Origin of the sequence: Amycolatopsis sp. NPDC051371 (assembly GCF_040682155.1) — a bacterium.
In the GTDB taxonomy this organism is placed as follows: Bacteria; Actinomycetota; Actinomycetes; order Mycobacteriales; family Pseudonocardiaceae; genus Amycolatopsis.
The window spans coordinates 155,401-172,959 of the sequence record NZ_JBFBAG010000005.1 but is presented as its reverse complement, the minus strand read 5'-3'; the positions used below and the strand labels follow the sequence as shown (position 1 = coordinate 172,959).

Genomic DNA, 17,559 nt, shown 5'->3' with positions numbered 1-17,559 from the left:
GGCGACTCCTTCGTCTGTTGGCAACGCGTCAACAGTGTCGCCCCTGACCCTCGATCGCGCTACCCCACGCGTTGCTCGAGCACCTGCCCCACCCACTCGTCGACGTGGAACTGCACGGTGGGTTTGAAGCCCTGGCTCTCGTAATAACGCTGTAAGGCACCGTCGCCGCCGGCCCAGCAGTCGACGCGCACGAGGTCGATGCCGCGCCGCCGCGCCTCGTCGAGCGCGTACTCGACGAGACGCCCGCCGACGCGCCGCCCGGTGAACCGCCGCGACGTGATCAACAATCGGACGTACAGTTCACGCTCGTCAACCGACGGCACGTGCGGGTCGTGCTCCTCGGAGACGATCAGCGCGCCGGCCGGCTCCCCGTCGACCATCGCGATGCGCAGACCCGGGTCCGCAGCCATGCCTTTGACCCGTTCGACCCTCTTCGGGACGCGGCTCCACGGCTCGGTTCCCCACTGCTTCGAACTGCCTCGCGACACGAGCCATTCGACGGCCTCGTCGAAGAAGCGCAGCAGCGTGTCAGCGTCCCCAGAATCACCCGATCGGATGACGGTGTTGTCCATTCCCCCTGTCTACCGCACGGTGAGCACGCGCGGGCCGTCTTCGGTGATGGCGATGGTGTGTTCGACGTGCGCGGCACGGCTGCCGTCGACGGTGAGCAGCGACCAGCCGTCCTCGGCGTGCCGGTAGGCGTCGCCGCCCCGGGTGAGCATCGGCTCGATCGCCAGCGCGAGGCCCGGCTTGAGCCGCATCCCGCGGCCCGCGCGGCCTTCGTTCGCCAGGTGCGGGTCCTCGTGCATCGCGCGACCGATCCCGTGGCCGCCGTGGTCTTCGAGCATGCCGTAGCCGGACGCGCGGCCGGACGTGCCGATCGCGTAGGAGATGTCGCCGAGCTTCGCGCCCGGCTGGGCGGCGGCGATCCCGGCGGCGAGAGCGCGCTCGGTCGCCTCGATCAGCGCGAGGTCGGCCGGGTCGGCGGTGCCGACGACGAAGCTGATCGCGGCGTCGCCGTTCCAGCCGTCGAGGATGGCACCGGTGTCGATGCTGACGAGGTCGCCGTCCTGGATGCGGTACGCCGTCGGGATGCCGTGCACGACGACGTCGTTGACGCTGGCGCAGATGACGCCCGGGTAGGGCGTCGGCGCGGACCGCGGCTGGTAGTGCAGGAACGACGGCTTGGCGCCCGCTGCACTGATCACCTGCGCGGCGACCTCGTCCAGCTCGCGCAGCGAGACGCCGATCGTGGCGGCCTCCTTCACGGCGTCCAGCGTCTGTGCGACCACTCGCCCGGCTTCGCGCATGAGCGCCAGTTCGGCTTCGGTTTTGATCTCGACCATAACGATAACTATACCGGTATAGATATTGGTGTCCAGCAGGTGCAGGCCCCTTCCGGAACCCGGGGTCGGCATCGCGTTCAGCCGCCGGCTCCGTTCGAGCCACCCGAAGTTCAAACGGCGCTGATTGACTTGACCCCGTTCACCACCTCTCTCGCGACGAGGACAAATTGACCCAGTCAGTGCCCCCCGGCGGCGATCCACTGGCCGCGTTCACCGTCGAACTCGAGGAAATCCGGGCGAAAGCCGAAGCAGCACAGGAGCAGCTCCGGTCGGCCGTCGCCACGGTGCAGGCGCCGGACGGGGCGGTCTCGGTGACCGTCGGCCCGAGCGGGGTCCTGCAGGAGCTCCGGTTCGGCCCCCGCGCGTACGAACGGCCGCCGCAAGCCCTGTCCAGCCTGGTGATGCAGCTGATCGGCCGCGCGCAGCAGAAGGTTTCGGCCCAGGTGGCCGAGGCGTTCAGCGGCATGGTGGGCGAGAGCTCGGCCGCCCGCGAACTGCTGGACGAGTTCCTGCCGGAGCCCGAGCAGCCCGAGGGAACGCAGCCGGGCAAGAGCGACGTCTTCATGCCGGAGCAGGAGGCCGACGACCGGCCGCCGCCCCCGCACCGCCCGCCACCGAACCCGCAGACGCCTCAGCCGCCTCAGCCGCGTCGTCGTCCCCGGCCCGCGCCGGACGAGGACGACGGCGAAAGCAACCCCTGGTAGTACGGAGGAGAACCGGTGGTTTCCGGAGAAGGTTTCTCGGTCGACCCGGCCGAACTGCAGAAGTTCAGCCAGTTCCTGTCCGGCACCACGCAGCCGGCGGTGCAGGACGCCGCGAACCGGATGCAGGCCGCGAACGGGTTCGACAACGCGGCGTTCGGCATCCTGCTCGCGCAGGTGCTCGCCGTGCCCTCACGGGTCACGATGGCCGTGATCACCGGGGAGATCAACAAACTGGTGGGTGACATCGGCAAGTCCGCCGACGACGTGAAGAAGGCCGCCGAGACGTACGCGACCCACGACTCGAACACGGCGCAGGGTTTGAGCACCTTCGAAACGGAGCTGGGCAAGTGACCGTTCCCATCACGGCATCGAACTCCACCACCGGCGCCGGCGTCTTCGACAGCTGGAAGCAGGTCGGCGACTCGATCGGCAAGGTCCAGACCGAGCACGGCGGCGACCTCGCGGCCGTCAGCGTCGAGCTGGGCATCAACGTCATCAGCGCCGCGCTCGACACCGTCGCGTTCGTCATGGACCCGCTGGCGAAGCTGATCGCCGCGGGGCTGGGCTGGCTGATCGAGCACGTCTCGTTCCTGAAGTGGCCGCTCGACCAGGTCGCGGGCAACCCCGCGGAGGTCACGAAGATAGCCAACGAGCTGCACAAGATCGGCGAGTCGCTGCGCAACACCGGCACCTCGCTGGACGACACCCTCAAGTCGACGATCACCCAGTGGCAGGGCAAGGGCCACGACAGCTTCGAGAAGTCGATCAACGACCGCAAGGGCTGGATCGACTCCAACGCCAAGGCGTCCGACGTCGCCGGCTACATGGTCGAGACCACTGGCGCCCTGATCGCCGCGGTCCGCTCGCTGCTGCGCGACATCATCACGACGATCCTCGGCGACATCATCTCCACGATGCTGATCGCGCTCGCGCTCGCCATTCCCACCTTCGGCGCGTCGATCGCCGTCGGGGTGGGCAAGGTCGTCGCGACGGTCTCGGTGCAGGTGGCGGCGATGGCGGCCAAGCTCGCCAAGGTCGTCGCCTACGCCGGTCGCACGCTGGCCCGGCTCACGCAGCTGTCGAAGCTGGTCAAGCCGAAGGGCGGCGCGAACCCGGGCCACGAGCTGACCGACCTGCCGCGCCCGGGCGGGAACACCGTGCCGAACTTCTCCCGGCCGCTGCCACCGCCGCCGGGCACCGCGGTCACCCACGACCTGCCGGGCGCCGGGGGTGCCACGCCGAGCACCCGGCCCCCGGGCGACGGGACCACGCCGAACTTCTCGCGGCCGCTGCCGAAACCCGCGGACCCGCCGCCCGCGCCCAAGCCGCCGTCGCCGCAGTCACACCTGAGCGACCACGACTTCCCGATGATCAAGAAGCACGAGGACTGGCTGAAGACCAAGTTCGGCGACAGCTACAAGAAGATGAAGTTCGTCGACGACTGGCTGAAGGCCAAGCACCCGGACTACTACCCGATGCTGAAGGCGCTGTCCGACGCCAAGAGCTCGAAGAACTTCGCGGGCTGGGCGGGCAAGAGCATCGTGCAGGTCGACCGCGGCCTCACCGACATCCAGATGCAGGCGGAGGCCGCCTGGGCCGAAGAGGACAAGAAGCAGCAGCAGCCGCAGTAGCCGCAGTGAGGGGCACCTTCATGAAGGTGCCCCTCATGGAACGTCAGGCGACCCCGAGGTGACGCGAGATCAGCATCTTCTGGACTTCGCTGGTCCCCTCGCCGATCTCCAGGATCTTCGCGTCGCGGTAGAACCGGCTCACCGGGTACTCGTTCATGAACCCGTAGCCGCCGAAGATCTGGGTCGCGTCGCGCGCGTTGTCCATGGCCGCGTTGGACGCCACCAGCTTCGCGATCGACGCTTCTTTCTTGAACGGCTCGCCGCGCAGCATCTTCGACGCGGCCTGGTAGTACGCCAGGCGGGCCGTGTGCGTGCGGACTTCCATGTCCGCGATCTTGAACTGGATAGCCTGGTACTCGCCGATCCGCTTGCCGAACGCAACGCGGTCCTTGACGTACTGCAGGCACTCGTCGACGCAACCCTGCGCCAGCCCCACCGACAGGGCCGCGATCGCGACGCGACCTTCGTCCAGGATGGACAGGAACTGGGCGTACCCGCGGCCGCGCGTGCCGACCAGGTTCTCCGCCGGGACGTGGACGTCCGAAAAGGACAGCTCGTGCGTGTCCGAGCAGTTCCAGCCGACCTTCGAATACTTCGGCGCCACCTCGAAGCCCGGCGTGCCCGACGGGATCAGGATGGCCGAAATCTCCTTGCGGCCATTTTCCATCACGTCCGTCACGGCGGTGACCGTGACCAGGCGCGTGATGTCCGTGCCCGAGTTCGTGATGAACGCCTTGCTGCCGTTGACGACCCAGGTGTCACCGTCCAAAGTGGCCCGGGTGCGGGTCGCGCCCGCGTCCGAGCCGCCGCCCGGTTCGGTCAGGCCGAAGCCGCCCAACGCGGTGCCCTCGCAGAGCGACGGCAGCCACTTCTCCTTCTGCTCCTGGGTACCGAAGCGGAAAATCGGCATCGCGCCGAGCGAAACCCCGGCCTCCAGGGTGATCGCGACCGACGAGTCGACTCGGGCCAGTTCTTCCAGGGCCAGGCACAGCGCGAAGTAGTCGCCGCCCATGCCGCCGAACTCCTCGGGGAACGGCAGGCCGAACAGGCCCATCTCGCCCATCTTCGCGACGATCGCGTACGGGAACTCTTCCTTCTCGTACAGCTCGCCGATGACCGGCGCGACCTCGGCGTGCGCGAAGTCCTCGACGGTCTTGCGGAGTGCCTCGTACTCCTCGTCCAGGCGGAAGTCGATCACTGCTGCTCCTCTTGGGGCGTGGCTGTGCTGATCGTTACCAATCCGGCCACAGTCACGGCTGAATGCTTCTGGCCGGATTGGTAACTATGGCAAGGGTTTCGTCCAGCGCGACCTGTTGGCCGGCCCGGACGGGGAGTTCGCTGACCACGCCGTCGATCGGCGCGGTGACCGTGTGCTCCATCTTCATCGCTTCGACCACCAGCAACGGCGTTCCGGCCTTCACGACGTCTCCCGCGGCGACCTTCACGACGAGCACCGTGCCCGGCATCGGGCTGGTGACCGGCCCGGCCCCGGCGGCCTCACCGCGCGACGACAGCACGAACTCCTGCTCCCCGAAGGGGAAGCTCAGTCCGTCCCGGGCCAGCCAGACCGTCCGATCCGGACCGCAGGCATGGCGGTAGCGATCGAACCCGCCGGGGTGCCGGATCTCCAGGACGTCACCGTCGCGCCGGGCCGAAACCCGCACCGGGTCGCTGTCCTCGACCTGGACGACCGCGGCGGCCGGCGTGCCCTGCACCCGGACCACGGCCTTGGCCTGGCCGGACTTCAGGCGGAAGGTGACCCCGCCGGACCCGCCCATCCGCCAGCCGTCCGGCACGTCCCACGGGTCCACGACGGACCCCGACGGCTGCAGCTCCAGGAACCGGTCCAGGGCGGCCGCGACGAAGAACTCCGGGGGCACGTCCGACGAGACCAAAGTGGACAGACGGCGATCGACGAGCTCGGTGTCGAGACGCCCGGCGCGGACGTCCTCATCGGCCAGCAGCCCCCGCAGGAACGCCGTGTTGGTGCCGACGCCCAGCAGCGCCGTGTCGGCCAGCGCCCGGTCGAGCCGGTGCAGCGCCGCCGCGCGGTCCGGGCCCCAGGCGATGACCTTGGCCAGCATCGGGTCGTAGTTCGAGCCGATCACCGCGCCGCGCGTCATCCACGAGTCGACGCGGACGCCGTCGCCGGACGGCTCGTGCACCGCCAGCACCGTCCCGCCGGTCGGGATGAACCCGCGCGCCGGGTCTTCGGCGTACACCCGGGCCTCGACGGCGTGTCCATTCAGGACGACGTCTTCCTGCGCGATGGAAAGGTGCTCACCAGCGGCCACCCGGACCTGCCACTCGACCAGGTCCAGGCCGCTGACCAGCTCGGTGACCGGGTGCTCGACCTGCAGCCGGGTGTTCATCTCCATGAAGAAGAACTCGTCCGGGTCGTGCGCCGACATGATGAACTCGACCGTGCCCGCGCCGACGTACCCGACCGAGCGCGCGGCTTCGGCGGCAGCCGTGCCCATTTTCGAGCGCGTTGCCTCGTCCAGCAGCACCGACGGCGCTTCCTCGATGATCTTCTGGTGCCGCCGCTGCAGGCTGCACTCGCGCTCGCCGAGGTGGATGACGTTGCCGTGCTTGTCGGCCATGACCTGGATTTCGATGTGCCGCGGCGTCGTGACGAACCGCTCCATCAGCAGGGTGTCGTCGCCGAAGGACCCCTTGGCCTCACGCCGGGCCGACTCGATGGCGGCGTCCAGTTCGGACTCTTCGCGGACCAGCCGCATACCCTTGCCGCCACCTCCGGCGGACGGCTTGATCAGCAGCGGGTAGCCGACCTTCGCGGCCGCCTCGGCGAACCCGCCGGCGGGAATGTCCACATCGGACGCACCGGGCACCACCGGGACCCGGGCCTTCGACACCGTCGCCTTGGCGCGGATCTTGTCGCCCATGGCGTCGATAGCCGCGACCGGCGGCCCGATGAACACGAGCCCGGCCGCTTCGCAGGCACGCGCGAACTCCGCGTTCTCGGCCAGGAAGCCGTACCCCGGGTGCACGGCCTGCGCGCCCGAAGACACCGCCGCGTCCACGATGGCCGGGATCGACAGGTAGCTCTTCGAGGCTTCCGCCGGGCCGATGCGTACGGCCGTGTCCGCTTCGCGCACGTGGCGCGCTTCGGCGTCCGCGTCGCTGTACACCGCGACCGCGCGGATGCCGAGCGCCCGCAGCGTACGGATGACCCGGACCGCGATCTCGCCGCGGTTCGCGACCAACACTGAGTCGAACATCATCCCTCACATCCGGAAGACGCCGTAGTTAACGGCAGCCAGGGGCGCGTTCGCGGCGGTCGAAAGCGCGAGGCCGAGCACCGTGCGGGTGTCCGCCGGGTCGATCACGCCGTCGTCCCACAGCCGCGCCGTCGAGTAGTACGGGCTGCCCTGCGCCTCGTACTGCTCGCGAATCGGGTCCTTGAAGGCTTCTTCGTCCTCGGTGGACCATTCGCCGCCGCGTCCCTCGATCGAGTCGCGGCGGACCGTCGAGAGCACCGACGCCGCCTGCTCGCCGCCCATCACGGAGATCCGTGCGTTCGGCCACATCCAGAGGAACCGCGGCGAGTACGCCCGGCCGCACATCGAGTAGTTGCCCGCGCCGAACGAGCCGCCGATAACGACGGTTAACTTCGGCACCCGCGCGCAGGCCACCGCGGTGACCATCTTCGCGCCGTGCTTGGCGATGCCGCCGGCCTCGTACGCGCGCCCGACCATGAACCCGGTGATGTTCTGCAGGAACAGCAGCGGGATCGAGCGCTTGTCGCACAGCTCGATGAAGTGCGCGCCCTTCATCGCGGACTCGGCGAACAGCACGCCGTTGTTCGCGACGATGCCGACCGGGTGGCCGTGGATCCGGGCGAAGCCGGTGACGAGGGTGGACCCGTACTCCTTCTTGAACTCGCCGAACCGGCTGCCGTCGACGATCCGCGCGATCACCTCGCGCACGTCGTAGGGCGTGCGCGGGTCGGTCGGGACGACGCCGTACAGCTCGGCGGGGTCGACGGACGGGGCTTCGGTCGGCAGCACGTCCCACGGGCGCGGCGTGCGCGGCCCGAGCGTCGAGACGATCGAACGGACGATCCGCAACGCGTGCGCGTCGTCGTCGGCCAGGTGGTCGGTGACGCCGGACTGGCGCGAGTGGACGTCGCCGCCGCCCAGCTCCTCCGCCGTGACGACCTCGCCGGTCGCGGCCTTCACCAGCGGCGGGCCGCCGAGGAAGATCGTGCCCTGGTTCCGGACGATCACGGCCTCGTCGCTCATCGCGGGGACGTAGGCGCCGCCCGCGGTGCACGAGCCGAGCACGGCGGCGATCTGCGGGATGCCGCGCGCGGACATCGTCGCCTGGTTGTAGAAGATCCGGCCGAAGTGTTCACGATCTGGGAAGACTTCGTCCTGCCTCGGCAGGAACGCGCCGCCGGAGTCCACCAGGTAGACGCACGGCAGGTTGTTGTGCAGCGCGACCTCCTGGGCGCGCAGGTGCTTCTTGACCGTCATGGGGTAGTACGTGCCGCCCTTGACGGTGGCGTCGTTGGCCACGACCACGCACTCGCGGCCGGAGACGCGCCCGATCCCGGTGATGATCCCGGCGGACGGCGCCTCGTCGTCGTACAGTCCGTTCGCGGCCAGCGGAGAGAGTTCCAGGAACGGCGAACCCGGGTCCAGCAGCGTGTCGACGCGGTCGCGCGGCAGCAGCTTGCCGCGTTCGACGTGCCGGGTGCGCGACTTCTCCGGCCCGCCGAGACGGGCGCTCGACAGGCGTTTGCGGAGGTCCTCGACCAATTCCGCGTGGGATGTGGCGTTGCGGGCGTAGGCCTCGCTGTCCGGGGCAGCCGAAGTCCCCAGTGCCGGCGTGTCCATGGGCTCCCTCGACGTTAGCGGTCGTTAACCTCCGTGTCGATGTTAGCGACCGCTAACGTGGGTGTCCAGTCGCCGGAACGCCGTGAAGGCCACCTTGAGGAACTCTGAGTTCCTCAAGGTGGCCTTCACGGGCTTTCGCGGGAGGAACGTCAGCCGATGGCGCTCCGCAGCGGGGCGTAGTAGCCGCCCGACTGCCCGGCCACGGTCGGGTGATAGGACTCGATCACCGGCCAGGTCAGGCTGTGCAGGTAGTCGTCGGACGACGAGCAGATGTTGTGCCCGACGAAGGACGACCGGACGTCGACGAACGTCGCGCCCGCCGACGCCGCCCGGGACTGGATCACCGACGCCAGGGTGTCCGCGCCGGAGTTGATCGCGGTCCGTTTGGTGTCGCTGAGCCCGACCCAGCAGGAGCCGGGAACGGTGTAGAAGCGCGGGTAGGACAGGACGACGAGCTTGGCACCCGGCGCCTTGGCCTTGATCGCGTTGTAGGTGTTGGTCAGCAACGCGGGCAGGGTGTTGTTGACGTAGGTCTTCGCGGTGTTGACGCGGGCGGTGCAGGTCGCGTCGCTGCCGAGGGTGCAGGTCTGGATCACGTCGCTGAAGCCGGCGTCGTTGCCGCCCACGGTGACCGTGACCAGGGTCGCGTTGGAGGGAATGGAGTTGGCTTGGCTGATGACGTCGCCGGTCTTCGCGCCCGAGCAGGCGAGGAAGGTGAACGACGTGCCGCTGTGAGCGTTGGTCCACAGCTGCGGGTAGGACTTGGAGCTGCGGTAACAGCTCCCGGAACTGCCGTAGCTGCCGGCCCCGACTCCCGAGGAGTAGGAGTCGCCGAGCGCGGCGTAGACGGTCCCGGCGGCGTGGGCGAGGCCCGTGACACCGAGAGTGGACAGGACGACGGCCCCGAGAGCCGTGCTCAACCTCAGAAGAAACCGTCGCGACAGACGGATCGGAACCCCCATGGGCCACTCCTTTGTGACAGAACCGACCCCAAAAGCACAGCATGTGGAAGCCCCACGAGGAACCCCTAGTTACCTGTAAGTAACCCACTCGGCTCACACCGGAAGACGGGAACAGTGTTAGCGCTCGCTAACCCGCCCGTTCGTTCCCACGCCGGACACTTTCGGGCGAGGTCGGCGCCACTCGGTGTTCGACGCGCCCGGCCGCGCCGAGCAGCGCGGACCCGTCCCCGCGCGCACCGATGGCCGGGCCGAAGTGAGGTCGGTGCCACTGGGTGTTAGCGCTCGCTAACCTGCGGCCCTAATATGGCCGGATGCCGGCCAACCCCACTCCGTTAGTGAACGGCGAGAAGGCGAACAGACGCGAGCAGATCCTGTCCGCGGCCGCCGAGCTGTTCGCCCACCACGGGTTCCACGGTGTCGGGATCGACGACATCGGCGCCGCCGTCGGGATCTCCGGACCCGCGCTCTACCGGCACTTCCGCAGCAAGGACGCGATCCTCGGCGAGATGCTGAACTCGATCAGCCGCTACCTGCTCGACGGCGGCACGACGTGGGCGAGCCGGCCGGGCGATGCGGACGACACGCTGGCGGGGCTCGTGGCGTTCCACGTCGGCTTCGCCCTCGCCCATCCGGCGTTGATCACCGTTCAAGAGCGCAACCTCGCGAACCTCACCGACGCCGACCGCAAGCAGGTGCGCGCGCTGCAGCGCCAGTACGTGGAGGTGTGGGTCCGCGCGATCCGCGAAGCCATCCCGGAGCTGGGAGAACTGCAGGCGCGGTCGGCGGCACACGCCGTGTTCGGATTGATCAACTCGACGCCGTACAACCGCCATCTCGGTGACTCGGAGCTCGCCGAACTGCTCTCCCGGCTCGCACTGGGTGCCCTCCGCGCGGCCGGATGACCGACCCGGATCAAGGTATCCCCACGACTGCCGTCGCTGGTGTTTGATGGGGCACGTGGATGCGGACTGGAACGAGCAGGAGCTCGTCGAGAAGGCTCAGCGCGCACTGACGGCGTTGAGCCTCGGTGACGACGCCGAAGCCCTCGTCGAGGTCGCGCCGACGGCCGCCGAACCGCAGGCCCGCGCGGACGAGACGAAAGCGTTGATGCTGCTGCTGTTCGGCGAGTGCAGCGCGATGGTCTCCACCCTCGGCGACGGCGGCAGCGCGCCGGTCAAGGTCCAGGTCTTCGACGAAGACGGCGAAGAAGTCTCGATCGACCAGGCCGACCCGCCGGTGCGGACCGCGGTCCGGACGCTGCTGGCGGAGGTCCACGGCAACACGGAGGCGGCGCAGGAGCAGGTCGAGATCGCCCTGGCCAACGCGGCGCCCGACGAGGTGGACAGCCTGGTGCTGCAGGCGTTGCGGTGGACGATCCGGCTGTCGGTCGAGTGCCTGGACCGGGACCTGCCGGTGGCGCCCTGGATCTCGGAAGCCGTCTCGGACTAGGCCGGGCGCAGCGAGCGGACGATCGGCGCCAGGTACAGCTCGGCCAACCGGCGCCGCTGGACGTCGTCGTCCACCGGGAGCACCGTCTCCTGGGTCAGCACCAGCGACACCACGATCCGGATGAGCAGCTCCGCCATCCCGTCGACGTCCGCGGCGGGCAGGCTGAGCCGGCCCGCCGCGATCTCCGCGTGGAAGTGCGCCGCGATCCGGGTGCGGGCCGCCGCGAACAGGCCGCCCGCCTGCACCGTCAGCTGCGGGAGGATCAGCTCCGGCTCCGTGCGCAGCAGCCGGTTGAGCAGCCGGTGCCCGCGCAGGTACCCGAGGGAGAAGCTCAACCCCTCGATGAGCTTCTCCTCCGGCGTCGCCTGCGCCTCTACGACGGCGTCGACCTTCGTCAGGAACCGCTTCATCTCCCGCAGGACCAGCGCGTTGAGCAGCTGGTCCTTCTTCGGGAAGTAGCGGTAGATCGTCACCCGCGAAAGGCCGACGCGGCGCGCGACGTCGTCGACGGTGAACCGGCGCAGCCCGAAGTCCTCCGCCTGGGTCAGCGCCGCGCCCATGATCCGCTCCGCAGTCTCGTCGCCGGGCAGCTCGGCTTCGAGCGCGTGCTTCAGGAGATCGCGCATGGCCCCAACCCTAGGCCGCTTTACAACTTGACGGAAAATGTTTCATGCGTTCTAGTGTTACACGACACAGGGAGGCACGCATGGGTGATCGCGAAGCCACGGCCGAACGGCTGCTCCGCTCGAGCGCCCGGCTCTCCTACGACCCCGACGTCGACGTCCATTGGGCCGCGCCGCTGAACGACGACCAGTTCTTCATCCCCGAAAAGCTGGTGTCCCTCTACGGCACGCCGGTGTGGGACACGCTGAGCCGCGAACAGCGGATCGAGCTTTCGCGGCAGGAGCTGGTGAACACCGTCAGCGTCGGGATCTGGTTCGAGCTGATCCTCATGCAGATGCTGCTGCGCGCGTCCTACCGGCAGGACCCGACGACGCGCCACGTGCACTACGCGCTGACCGAGGTCGCCGACGAATGCCGGCACTCCACGATGTTCGCGAGGTTGATCGAGCGCGTCGACGGCCGGCCGTACCGCAACAACCGCTGGCTGCAGCTGTCCGCGCAGGCCCTCCCGGCGATCCTGCACGGGCCGGCGATGTGGGTCGCGACGCTGATCGGCGAGGAGATCTTCGACGCGCTGCAGCGCGAGCACCTCGACGACGAGTCGGTGCAGCCGGTGGTCCGCGCGGTGATGCGGATCCACGTCACGGAAGAGGCGCGACACGTCCGGTACGCGCGCGACGACCTCGTCCGCGAACTGGCAGATGCGCCGTGGTGGCGCAAGGAGTTCGCGCGGATCGTCGTCGCCGTCGGCGCGCTGCTGATGTCGCGGCTGCTGTCCCGGCCGCGCCAGTACCTGCGCGCGGGGATCGATCCCGGCCTCGCGGTCGAGGCGGCGCGGACGAGCGCGCACCGGCGGCAGACGCTGGCCTTCGGAGCCCGGAAACTCGTCCGGTTCCTGCGGGAGAACGACCTGATCGGCGGCCCGAGCGCGGTGCTGTGGCGACGCGCCGGAATGCTCTAGGCGGAAGGGAAGTCATGGCACTCAAGGATCTGCTCGCCGCCGGCACCGGCCGGCTCGCCGACCGGATCGCCACGGTCGGCGACGAAGCGGGCGACCGCGCGGACGACGTCGCCTGGCGGGTCGCGAAGCTGTCCGATCGCGCCGCCGAACGGCTCGGGGACTACGCTGCCGACGCGTCACGCCGGGTCGCGAACACCTTGGTACGCCTCGGAGAGCGCGTGACTAGCCCAGAAGCGCCTTCGTCAGCGCCGCGATCTGACCGGTCTCGATGAGGAACGAGTCGTGGCCGTACGGCGAGGAAACCACCGACGGCTCCGACGTTCCCGGGATCCCCGAAGCGATTTCCGCCGACTGGTACATCGGGTAGAGCCGGTCGCTGTCCACCCCGCCGATCACCGCGCGGGCGGTCACCCGGCCCAACGCCGCCGCGACACCACCGCGGTCACGGCCGACGTCGTGGGTGTTCATCGACTCCGTCAGCACCAGGTAGCTGTTCGCGTCGAACCGCCCCACCAGCTTGTCCGCGTGGTGGTCCAAATAGGACTCGACGGCGAACCGACCGCGCCGCAACGGGTCTTCGTCACCTTGGTAGGAGCGGCCGAACCGCTGGGCCAGCTCCGGCTCGCTGCGGTAGGTGACGTGCGCGATCCGCCGCGCGATGCCGAGTCCGGTCCGCGGTCCTTCCGGGGAAGAGTAGTAGTCACCGCCGTGGAAGAACGGGTCGCTGCGGATCGCGTGCAATTGCGGCGCCGCCCAGGCGATCTGCTCGGCCGACGCCCGCGCGGTCGACGCCAGCACCAGCACCGACACCACCCGCGCGGGCAGCGTCACCGCCCATTCCACCGCACGCATCCCGCCCATGGACCCGCCGACGACGGCCGCCCAGCGGTCGATGCCCAGGTGATCGGCCAGAACCGCTTCCGAAGCCACCTGGTCCCGCACGGTCACGACCGGGAACCGGCTGCCCCACGGCGTCCCGTCGGGATCCGGGGACGACGGACCGGTGGAACCCTGACAACCGCCGAGCACGTTCGGGACCACGACGAAGAACTCATCGGTGTCCAGGGCTTTCCCGGGCCCGATCAGGCCGTCCCACCAGCCCGCGCTGGGGTGCCCCGGCTCGGGCGGCCCGGACGCGTGGCTGTCGCCGGTCAGCGCGTGCTCGACGAGGACCGCGTTGGACGCGTCGGAGTTCAGCGTCCCCCACGTCTCGTACGCCAGGGTGAAGCCGGGCAGCACGCCACCGGCCTCCAGCGCGAGCGCGCCGGGGCCGGTGACGAACTTCCGGCGGCCCGGCGGATCACCGATCCGCCAGGCGCCGGTGACGGACCCAGCCGTCACAGTTCCGCCTTGGCCGCCCGGAATCCGGCCTCCAGGTCGGCCTTGAGGTCCTCGATCCCTTCCAGCCCGACGGCGATCCGCACCAGGCCCGGCGTGACGCCGCTGGCGAGCTGCTCCTGCGGCGCGAGCTGGCTGTGCGTGGTCGACGCCGGGTGCACGATCAGGCTGCGGACGTCACCGAGGTTCACCAGCTGGCTGTGCAGCTCGGTGCCGTCGACGAACTTCCGGCCCGCCTCGACGCCGCCGCGCAGGTCGAACGACAGGACCGCGCCCGCGCCGCGCGGCAGGTACTTCTGCCCGGCCTCGTAGTACGGGCTCGACGGCAGGCCGGCGTAGTACACCTTCTCGACCTCGTCGCGCTGCTCGAGCCACTCGGCGAGCGCCTGGGCGTTCTGGACGTGCCGTTCGATGCGCAGCGACAGCGTCTCGATGCCCTGGAGGATGAGGAAGCTGTTCAGCGGCGCGATCGCCGCACCGGTGTCGCGCAGGATCTGGACGCGCGCCTTCGCCGCGAACGCGCCCGGGCCGAGCGCCTCCCAGTACTTCAGGCCGTGGTAGCTCGGGTCTGGCTCGTTAAAGCCGGGGAAGCGCCCGGGATCCTTGCCGAAGTCGAACGTGCCGCCGTCGACCAGAACGCCGGCGATCGTCGTGCCGTGGCCGCCGAGGTACTTGGTGGCCGAGTGGATCACGACGTCGGCGCCGTGCTCGATCGGGCGCACCAGGTACGGCGTCGGGATGGTGTTGTCGACGAGCAGCGGGACGCCGGCTTCGTGCGCGGCGTCGGCGACGCCGCGGATGTCGAGGACGTTGCTGCCCGGGTTGGCGAGCGTCTCGGCGAAGAAGAACTTCGTGTTCGGCCGGACGGCGGCGCGCCACTGCTCGAGGTCGTCCTGGTCGTCGATGAACGTGACCTCGATGCCGAGCTTCGGCAGCGTGTAGTGGAAGAGGTTGTAGGTGCCGCCGTAGAGCGACTGGCTCGAGACGAAGTGGTCGCCCGCCCCCGCGAGGTTCAGGATCGCCGCCGTGGTCGCGGCCGAGCCGGACGCGAACGCCAGCGCCGCGACGCCCCCTTCGAGCGACGCGACGCGCTGCTCCAGCACGTCCTGCGTCGGGTTCATGATCCGCGTGTAGATGTTGCCGGGCTCGGCGAGGCTGAACAGGTCGGCGCCGTGCTGGCTGTCGCGGAAGACGTACGACGTCGTCTGGTAGATCGGCGTCGCCCGCGCGCCCGTGGCCGGATCCGGCGCGGCGCCCGCGTGGATCTGCCTGGTCTCGAAGGACCACGCCGAGGTGTCGTCCGCGCTCATCGGTTTTCTCCTTGCGGCTCAAGGGGTTTGTCCGGTCCGAAGCTACTTGGGCCGAACGGAGTACCCAACCGTTCCCACGTCCTGGGAGCGTACGCCCCTTGCCTCAGAGATATCTCTCTGTCTAAGATACTTTTACAGGGAGATTCATGGACTGGGAGGAAATCATGACGGAGCGGGTACAGGTGCTGGTCGTGGGGGCCGGACTGGGTGGGCTGTCGGCGTCGCTGTTCCTGGCGCGGGAAGGAGTGGACGTCCTGACGGTCGAGCGGCACGCCGGAACGTCGGTCCACTCGCGGGCCGCCGGGCAGAACTGGCGCACGATGGAGCTGTTCCACTGGGCAGGAATCGACCGCGAGGTGCTGGCGGTGAGCCCGCGGGCGTCGCAGGGACTGCGGATCACCGTCGCGACCAGCCTGGCCGGCCGGATCCTGCACCGGCTGATGGAGGACGGCAGCGAGTTCGACGTCTCGGCCTCGACGACGATGACCGCCGGCATGGCCGGGCAGGACGTCGTCGAGCCGATCCTGCTGGCGCACGCGGAGAAGGCCGGCGCGCGGGTCCGGTTCCGGACCGAACTGGTCGAACTCGCGCAGGACGACGACGGCGTCACCGCGACGCTGCGGCACCGGGACTCCGGCGAGGAGACGGTGGTGCGCGCGGACTACGTCGTCGCCGCGGACGGCGGGCGCAGCGGCATCCGGCAGCGGCTCGGCATCGGGACCACCGGGATGGACGCGCTGAGCCACTGCCTCGGCGTCGTGTTCGACGCCGACCTCGGCGACCGCGTCCAGCCCGGCGTGACCGACCTGTTCTACCTGCAACACCCGGACTTCACCGCCGGACTGGTCAACACCGACGTGCCGAACAGGTACGTCTTCGCGCCGGACTACTTCCCGGACCGCGGGGAAAGCCCTTCGGACTTCCCGCACGACCGGCTCGTGTCGATGATCCGCGCGGCCACCGACCTGCCGGACCTGCAGCCGGAGATCGTCTGGACCGGCTCGTGGGAGATCGCCGCGCGGCTGGCCGACCGCTTCCGGTCCGGCCGGGTGTTCCTGGCCGGCGACGCGGCGAAGGTGACGCCGCCGACCGGTGGGCAGGGCGGCAACACGGCGGTCGGCGACGGCGCGGACATCGCGTGGAAGCTCGCCGCGGTGCTGCGCGGCGAAGCGGGCCCGGCGCTGCTCGACACGTACGAGGCCGAGCGGCGGCCGATCGCCCGGATGATCATCGACACCTCGCTGCACAACATGAAGCAGCGGATGCACCCCGGTCTCGACGTCTCGGGGATCACCGAGCCGGAGGACATGCTGAACGCCATCCTCGGGTTCCGCTACCGGTCTTCCGCCGTGCTGTCCGAGGAGCCGGACGACGGCTCGCGGGTCGAGGACATCCACGCGCCGACCGGGCGGCCCGGCTTCCGGGCACCGGGGATGGAGTCCACTGTGGACCTGCTGGGGCGGTCGTGGGTGCTGCTCTGCGCGGGCGACGGGTCGCGGTGGACCCCGGCGGCCGCGGAAGCCGGCATCGACTGCCACGTGATCGACGACGACGCGTTCGCCTCGCGCTACGGCCTTTCGACGGGCGGCGCGTCGCTCGTGCGTCCGGACGGCATCGTGGCGTGGCGCGCGAAGGAGCCGGTCGACGACCCGGCGAGTGAGCTGCAGCAGGTCCTGGACGCGGTGTTGTCCCGCTAGCCGGGCAGGCGGCGGCCGAGAACCCAGTGGAAGGTCGCCGCCCCTTCCGGCTCGTGCATCGTCACCGGCTCATCGACGACCAGGGTGAACCCGGCCTCGGCCAGCAGGCGCCGGTTGACCTCGGGCGCGTGGCTGCTGAAGAACATGGGCGTGCCGAGCCAGTCGTCCTCGACGCCGTTCGCCTCGCTGCACCCCAGCGCGGCCAGGAACCAGCCGCCCGGCCGCAGCCAGCGCGCGATCCGCGCGAAGAGCGCCCCCTGCTCCTCACGCGGGACGTGCAGCACGGAGTAGAACGCCGTCACGGCGTCGAAGCTGCCGTCCGGAAAGGACACCGCGGCCATGTCCGCCTTCTCGAACCGCGCCCCGGGGACGTTGCGCCGGGCGAGGTCGAGCTGGGCCGAGGAAAGGTCGACGCCGAGGACGTCGTGGTGCTCGGCGAGCACCTTCGTGCAGGGCACGCCCGCGCCGCACCCGAGGTCGAGCACGTCGGCGCCGTCGGCGAGCCGGTCGGTCAGCTCGGCGAGGAAGCGCAGCCGGGGATCGTCCGCGATCCGCGCGCTCCACTCGAGGTACCGCTCCGCCGAGCTGTCGTAGCCGGATTCGACGATGCGCCGCGCGTCGCTCACCCGTCCGACCCTACCGAGCCGTCCACCGGTTTCTCGGCCAGAATGACGT

Annotated in this window: 17 protein-coding genes; 7 read left to right on the top strand and 10 right to left on the bottom strand. The window is 69.8% G+C overall.

All coding sequences use genetic code 11. The features are described from left to right. Positions 1-59: 59 nt before the first annotated feature. Positions 60-572: a GNAT family N-acetyltransferase gene (locus tag AB0M59_RS09150; RefSeq protein WP_364611146.1), complete on the bottom strand. Its 513-nt coding sequence runs from the start codon at positions 570-572 to the stop codon at positions 60-62. Between the two features lie 9 nt (positions 573-581). Further along, positions 582-1,346 (bottom strand): type I methionyl aminopeptidase, encoded by a 765-nt coding sequence (map, locus tag AB0M59_RS09145; RefSeq protein WP_364611143.1) that lies wholly within the window; start codon positions 1,344-1,346, stop codon positions 582-584. A gap of 167 nt (positions 1,347-1,513) precedes the next feature. On the opposite strand from map, the gene AB0M59_RS09140 reads away from it, so the two are divergent. The 3 genes from AB0M59_RS09140 to AB0M59_RS09130 are packed head-to-tail and all read left to right on the top strand — an operon-like array spanning position 1,514 to position 3,681. Then, positions 1,514-2,050 carry a YbaB/EbfC family nucleoid-associated protein gene (locus tag AB0M59_RS09140; protein ID WP_364611140.1) on the top strand — a complete coding sequence of 179 codons (537 nt, stop codon included), beginning with the start codon at positions 1,514-1,516 and terminating at the stop codon, positions 2,048-2,050. 15 nt (positions 2,051-2,065) lie between these two features. Further along, entirely contained in the window at positions 2,066-2,401 is a 336-nt protein-coding gene (locus AB0M59_RS09135; RefSeq protein WP_364611138.1) for a hypothetical protein, read from the top strand. Continuing rightward, positions 2,398-3,681, top strand: a complete 1,284-nt coding sequence (locus AB0M59_RS09130; RefSeq protein WP_364611135.1) for a hypothetical protein — start codon at positions 2,398-2,400, stop codon at positions 3,679-3,681. Before AB0M59_RS09135 ends, AB0M59_RS09130 begins: the two co-directional genes overlap by 4 nt. A 43-nt stretch (positions 3,682-3,724) precedes the next feature. Here AB0M59_RS09130 and AB0M59_RS09125 read toward each other — a convergent pair whose 3' ends face one another. From AB0M59_RS09125 to AB0M59_RS09110, 4 genes are all read right to left on the bottom strand, one after another. Further along, positions 3,725-4,879 carry an acyl-CoA dehydrogenase family protein gene (locus AB0M59_RS09125; RefSeq protein ID WP_364611132.1) on the bottom strand — a complete coding sequence of 385 codons (1,155 nt, stop codon included), beginning with the start codon at positions 4,877-4,879 and terminating at the stop codon, positions 3,725-3,727. A 52-nt stretch (positions 4,880-4,931) separates the two neighbouring features. Then, positions 4,932-6,923 carry an acetyl-CoA carboxylase biotin carboxylase subunit gene (locus AB0M59_RS09120; RefSeq protein ID WP_364611130.1) on the bottom strand — a complete coding sequence of 664 codons (1,992 nt, stop codon included), beginning with the start codon at positions 6,921-6,923 and terminating at the stop codon, positions 4,932-4,934. A 6-nt stretch (positions 6,924-6,929) separates the two neighbouring features. Beyond that, positions 6,930-8,543, bottom strand: coding sequence for a carboxyl transferase domain-containing protein (locus tag AB0M59_RS09115; RefSeq protein WP_364611127.1), 1,614 nt, complete (start codon positions 8,541-8,543; stop codon positions 6,930-6,932). A 149-nt stretch (positions 8,544-8,692) separates the two neighbouring features. Further along, positions 8,693-9,463, bottom strand: a complete 771-nt coding sequence (locus AB0M59_RS09110; protein WP_364611124.1) for an SGNH/GDSL hydrolase family protein — start codon at positions 9,461-9,463, stop codon at positions 8,693-8,695. A gap of 353 nt (positions 9,464-9,816) precedes the next feature. Between AB0M59_RS09110 and AB0M59_RS09105 the strand changes: the two genes are divergently transcribed. Next, complete coding sequence (locus tag AB0M59_RS09105; RefSeq protein ID WP_364611121.1) at positions 9,817-10,407, top strand: TetR/AcrR family transcriptional regulator; 591 nt, start codon at positions 9,817-9,819, stop codon at positions 10,405-10,407. A gap of 46 nt (positions 10,408-10,453) precedes the next feature. After that, entirely contained in the window at positions 10,454-10,954 is a 501-nt protein-coding gene (locus tag AB0M59_RS09100) for a hypothetical protein (protein WP_155541161.1), read from the top strand. Here the strand turns inward: AB0M59_RS09100 and AB0M59_RS09095 are convergent. Beyond that, positions 10,951-11,580, bottom strand: a complete 630-nt coding sequence (locus tag AB0M59_RS09095; protein ID WP_364611118.1) for a TetR/AcrR family transcriptional regulator — start codon at positions 11,578-11,580, stop codon at positions 10,951-10,953. The genes AB0M59_RS09100 and AB0M59_RS09095 overlap by 4 nt on opposite strands. A gap of 80 nt (positions 11,581-11,660) precedes the next feature. Between AB0M59_RS09095 and AB0M59_RS09090 the strand changes: the two genes are divergently transcribed. Then, the gene (locus AB0M59_RS09090) at positions 11,661-12,539 is read left to right on the top strand and encodes a diiron oxygenase (protein ID WP_364611115.1); all 879 of its coding nucleotides are present in this window, start codon (positions 11,661-11,663) and stop codon (positions 12,537-12,539) included. Positions 12,540-12,761: 222 nt separating this feature from the next. Here AB0M59_RS09090 and AB0M59_RS09085 read toward each other — a convergent pair whose 3' ends face one another. Together AB0M59_RS09085 and AB0M59_RS09080 are read right to left on the bottom strand one after the other, a co-directional pair. Further along, complete coding sequence (locus tag AB0M59_RS09085; protein WP_364611112.1) at positions 12,762-13,880, bottom strand: homoserine O-acetyltransferase; 1,119 nt, start codon at positions 13,878-13,880, stop codon at positions 12,762-12,764. Next, positions 13,877-15,187 carry a bifunctional o-acetylhomoserine/o-acetylserine sulfhydrylase gene (locus AB0M59_RS09080; protein ID WP_364611109.1) on the bottom strand — a complete coding sequence of 437 codons (1,311 nt, stop codon included), beginning with the start codon at positions 15,185-15,187 and terminating at the stop codon, positions 13,877-13,879. Before AB0M59_RS09080 ends, AB0M59_RS09085 begins: the two co-directional genes overlap by 4 nt. A 164-nt stretch (positions 15,188-15,351) precedes the next feature. On the opposite strand from AB0M59_RS09080, the gene rdmE reads away from it, so the two are divergent. Beyond that, on the top strand, positions 15,352-16,884 hold the full coding sequence (gene rdmE, locus AB0M59_RS09075) for an aklavinone 12-hydroxylase RdmE (protein WP_364611106.1): 1,533 nt from the start codon (positions 15,352-15,354) through the stop codon (positions 16,882-16,884). On the opposite strand, the gene AB0M59_RS09070 is transcribed toward rdmE, so the two are convergent. Then, positions 16,881-17,510, bottom strand: a complete 630-nt coding sequence (locus tag AB0M59_RS09070; protein WP_364611103.1) for a class I SAM-dependent methyltransferase — start codon at positions 17,508-17,510, stop codon at positions 16,881-16,883. The two genes, rdmE and AB0M59_RS09070, sit on opposite strands and share 4 nt — an antisense overlap. Positions 17,511-17,559 lie beyond the last annotated feature (49 nt).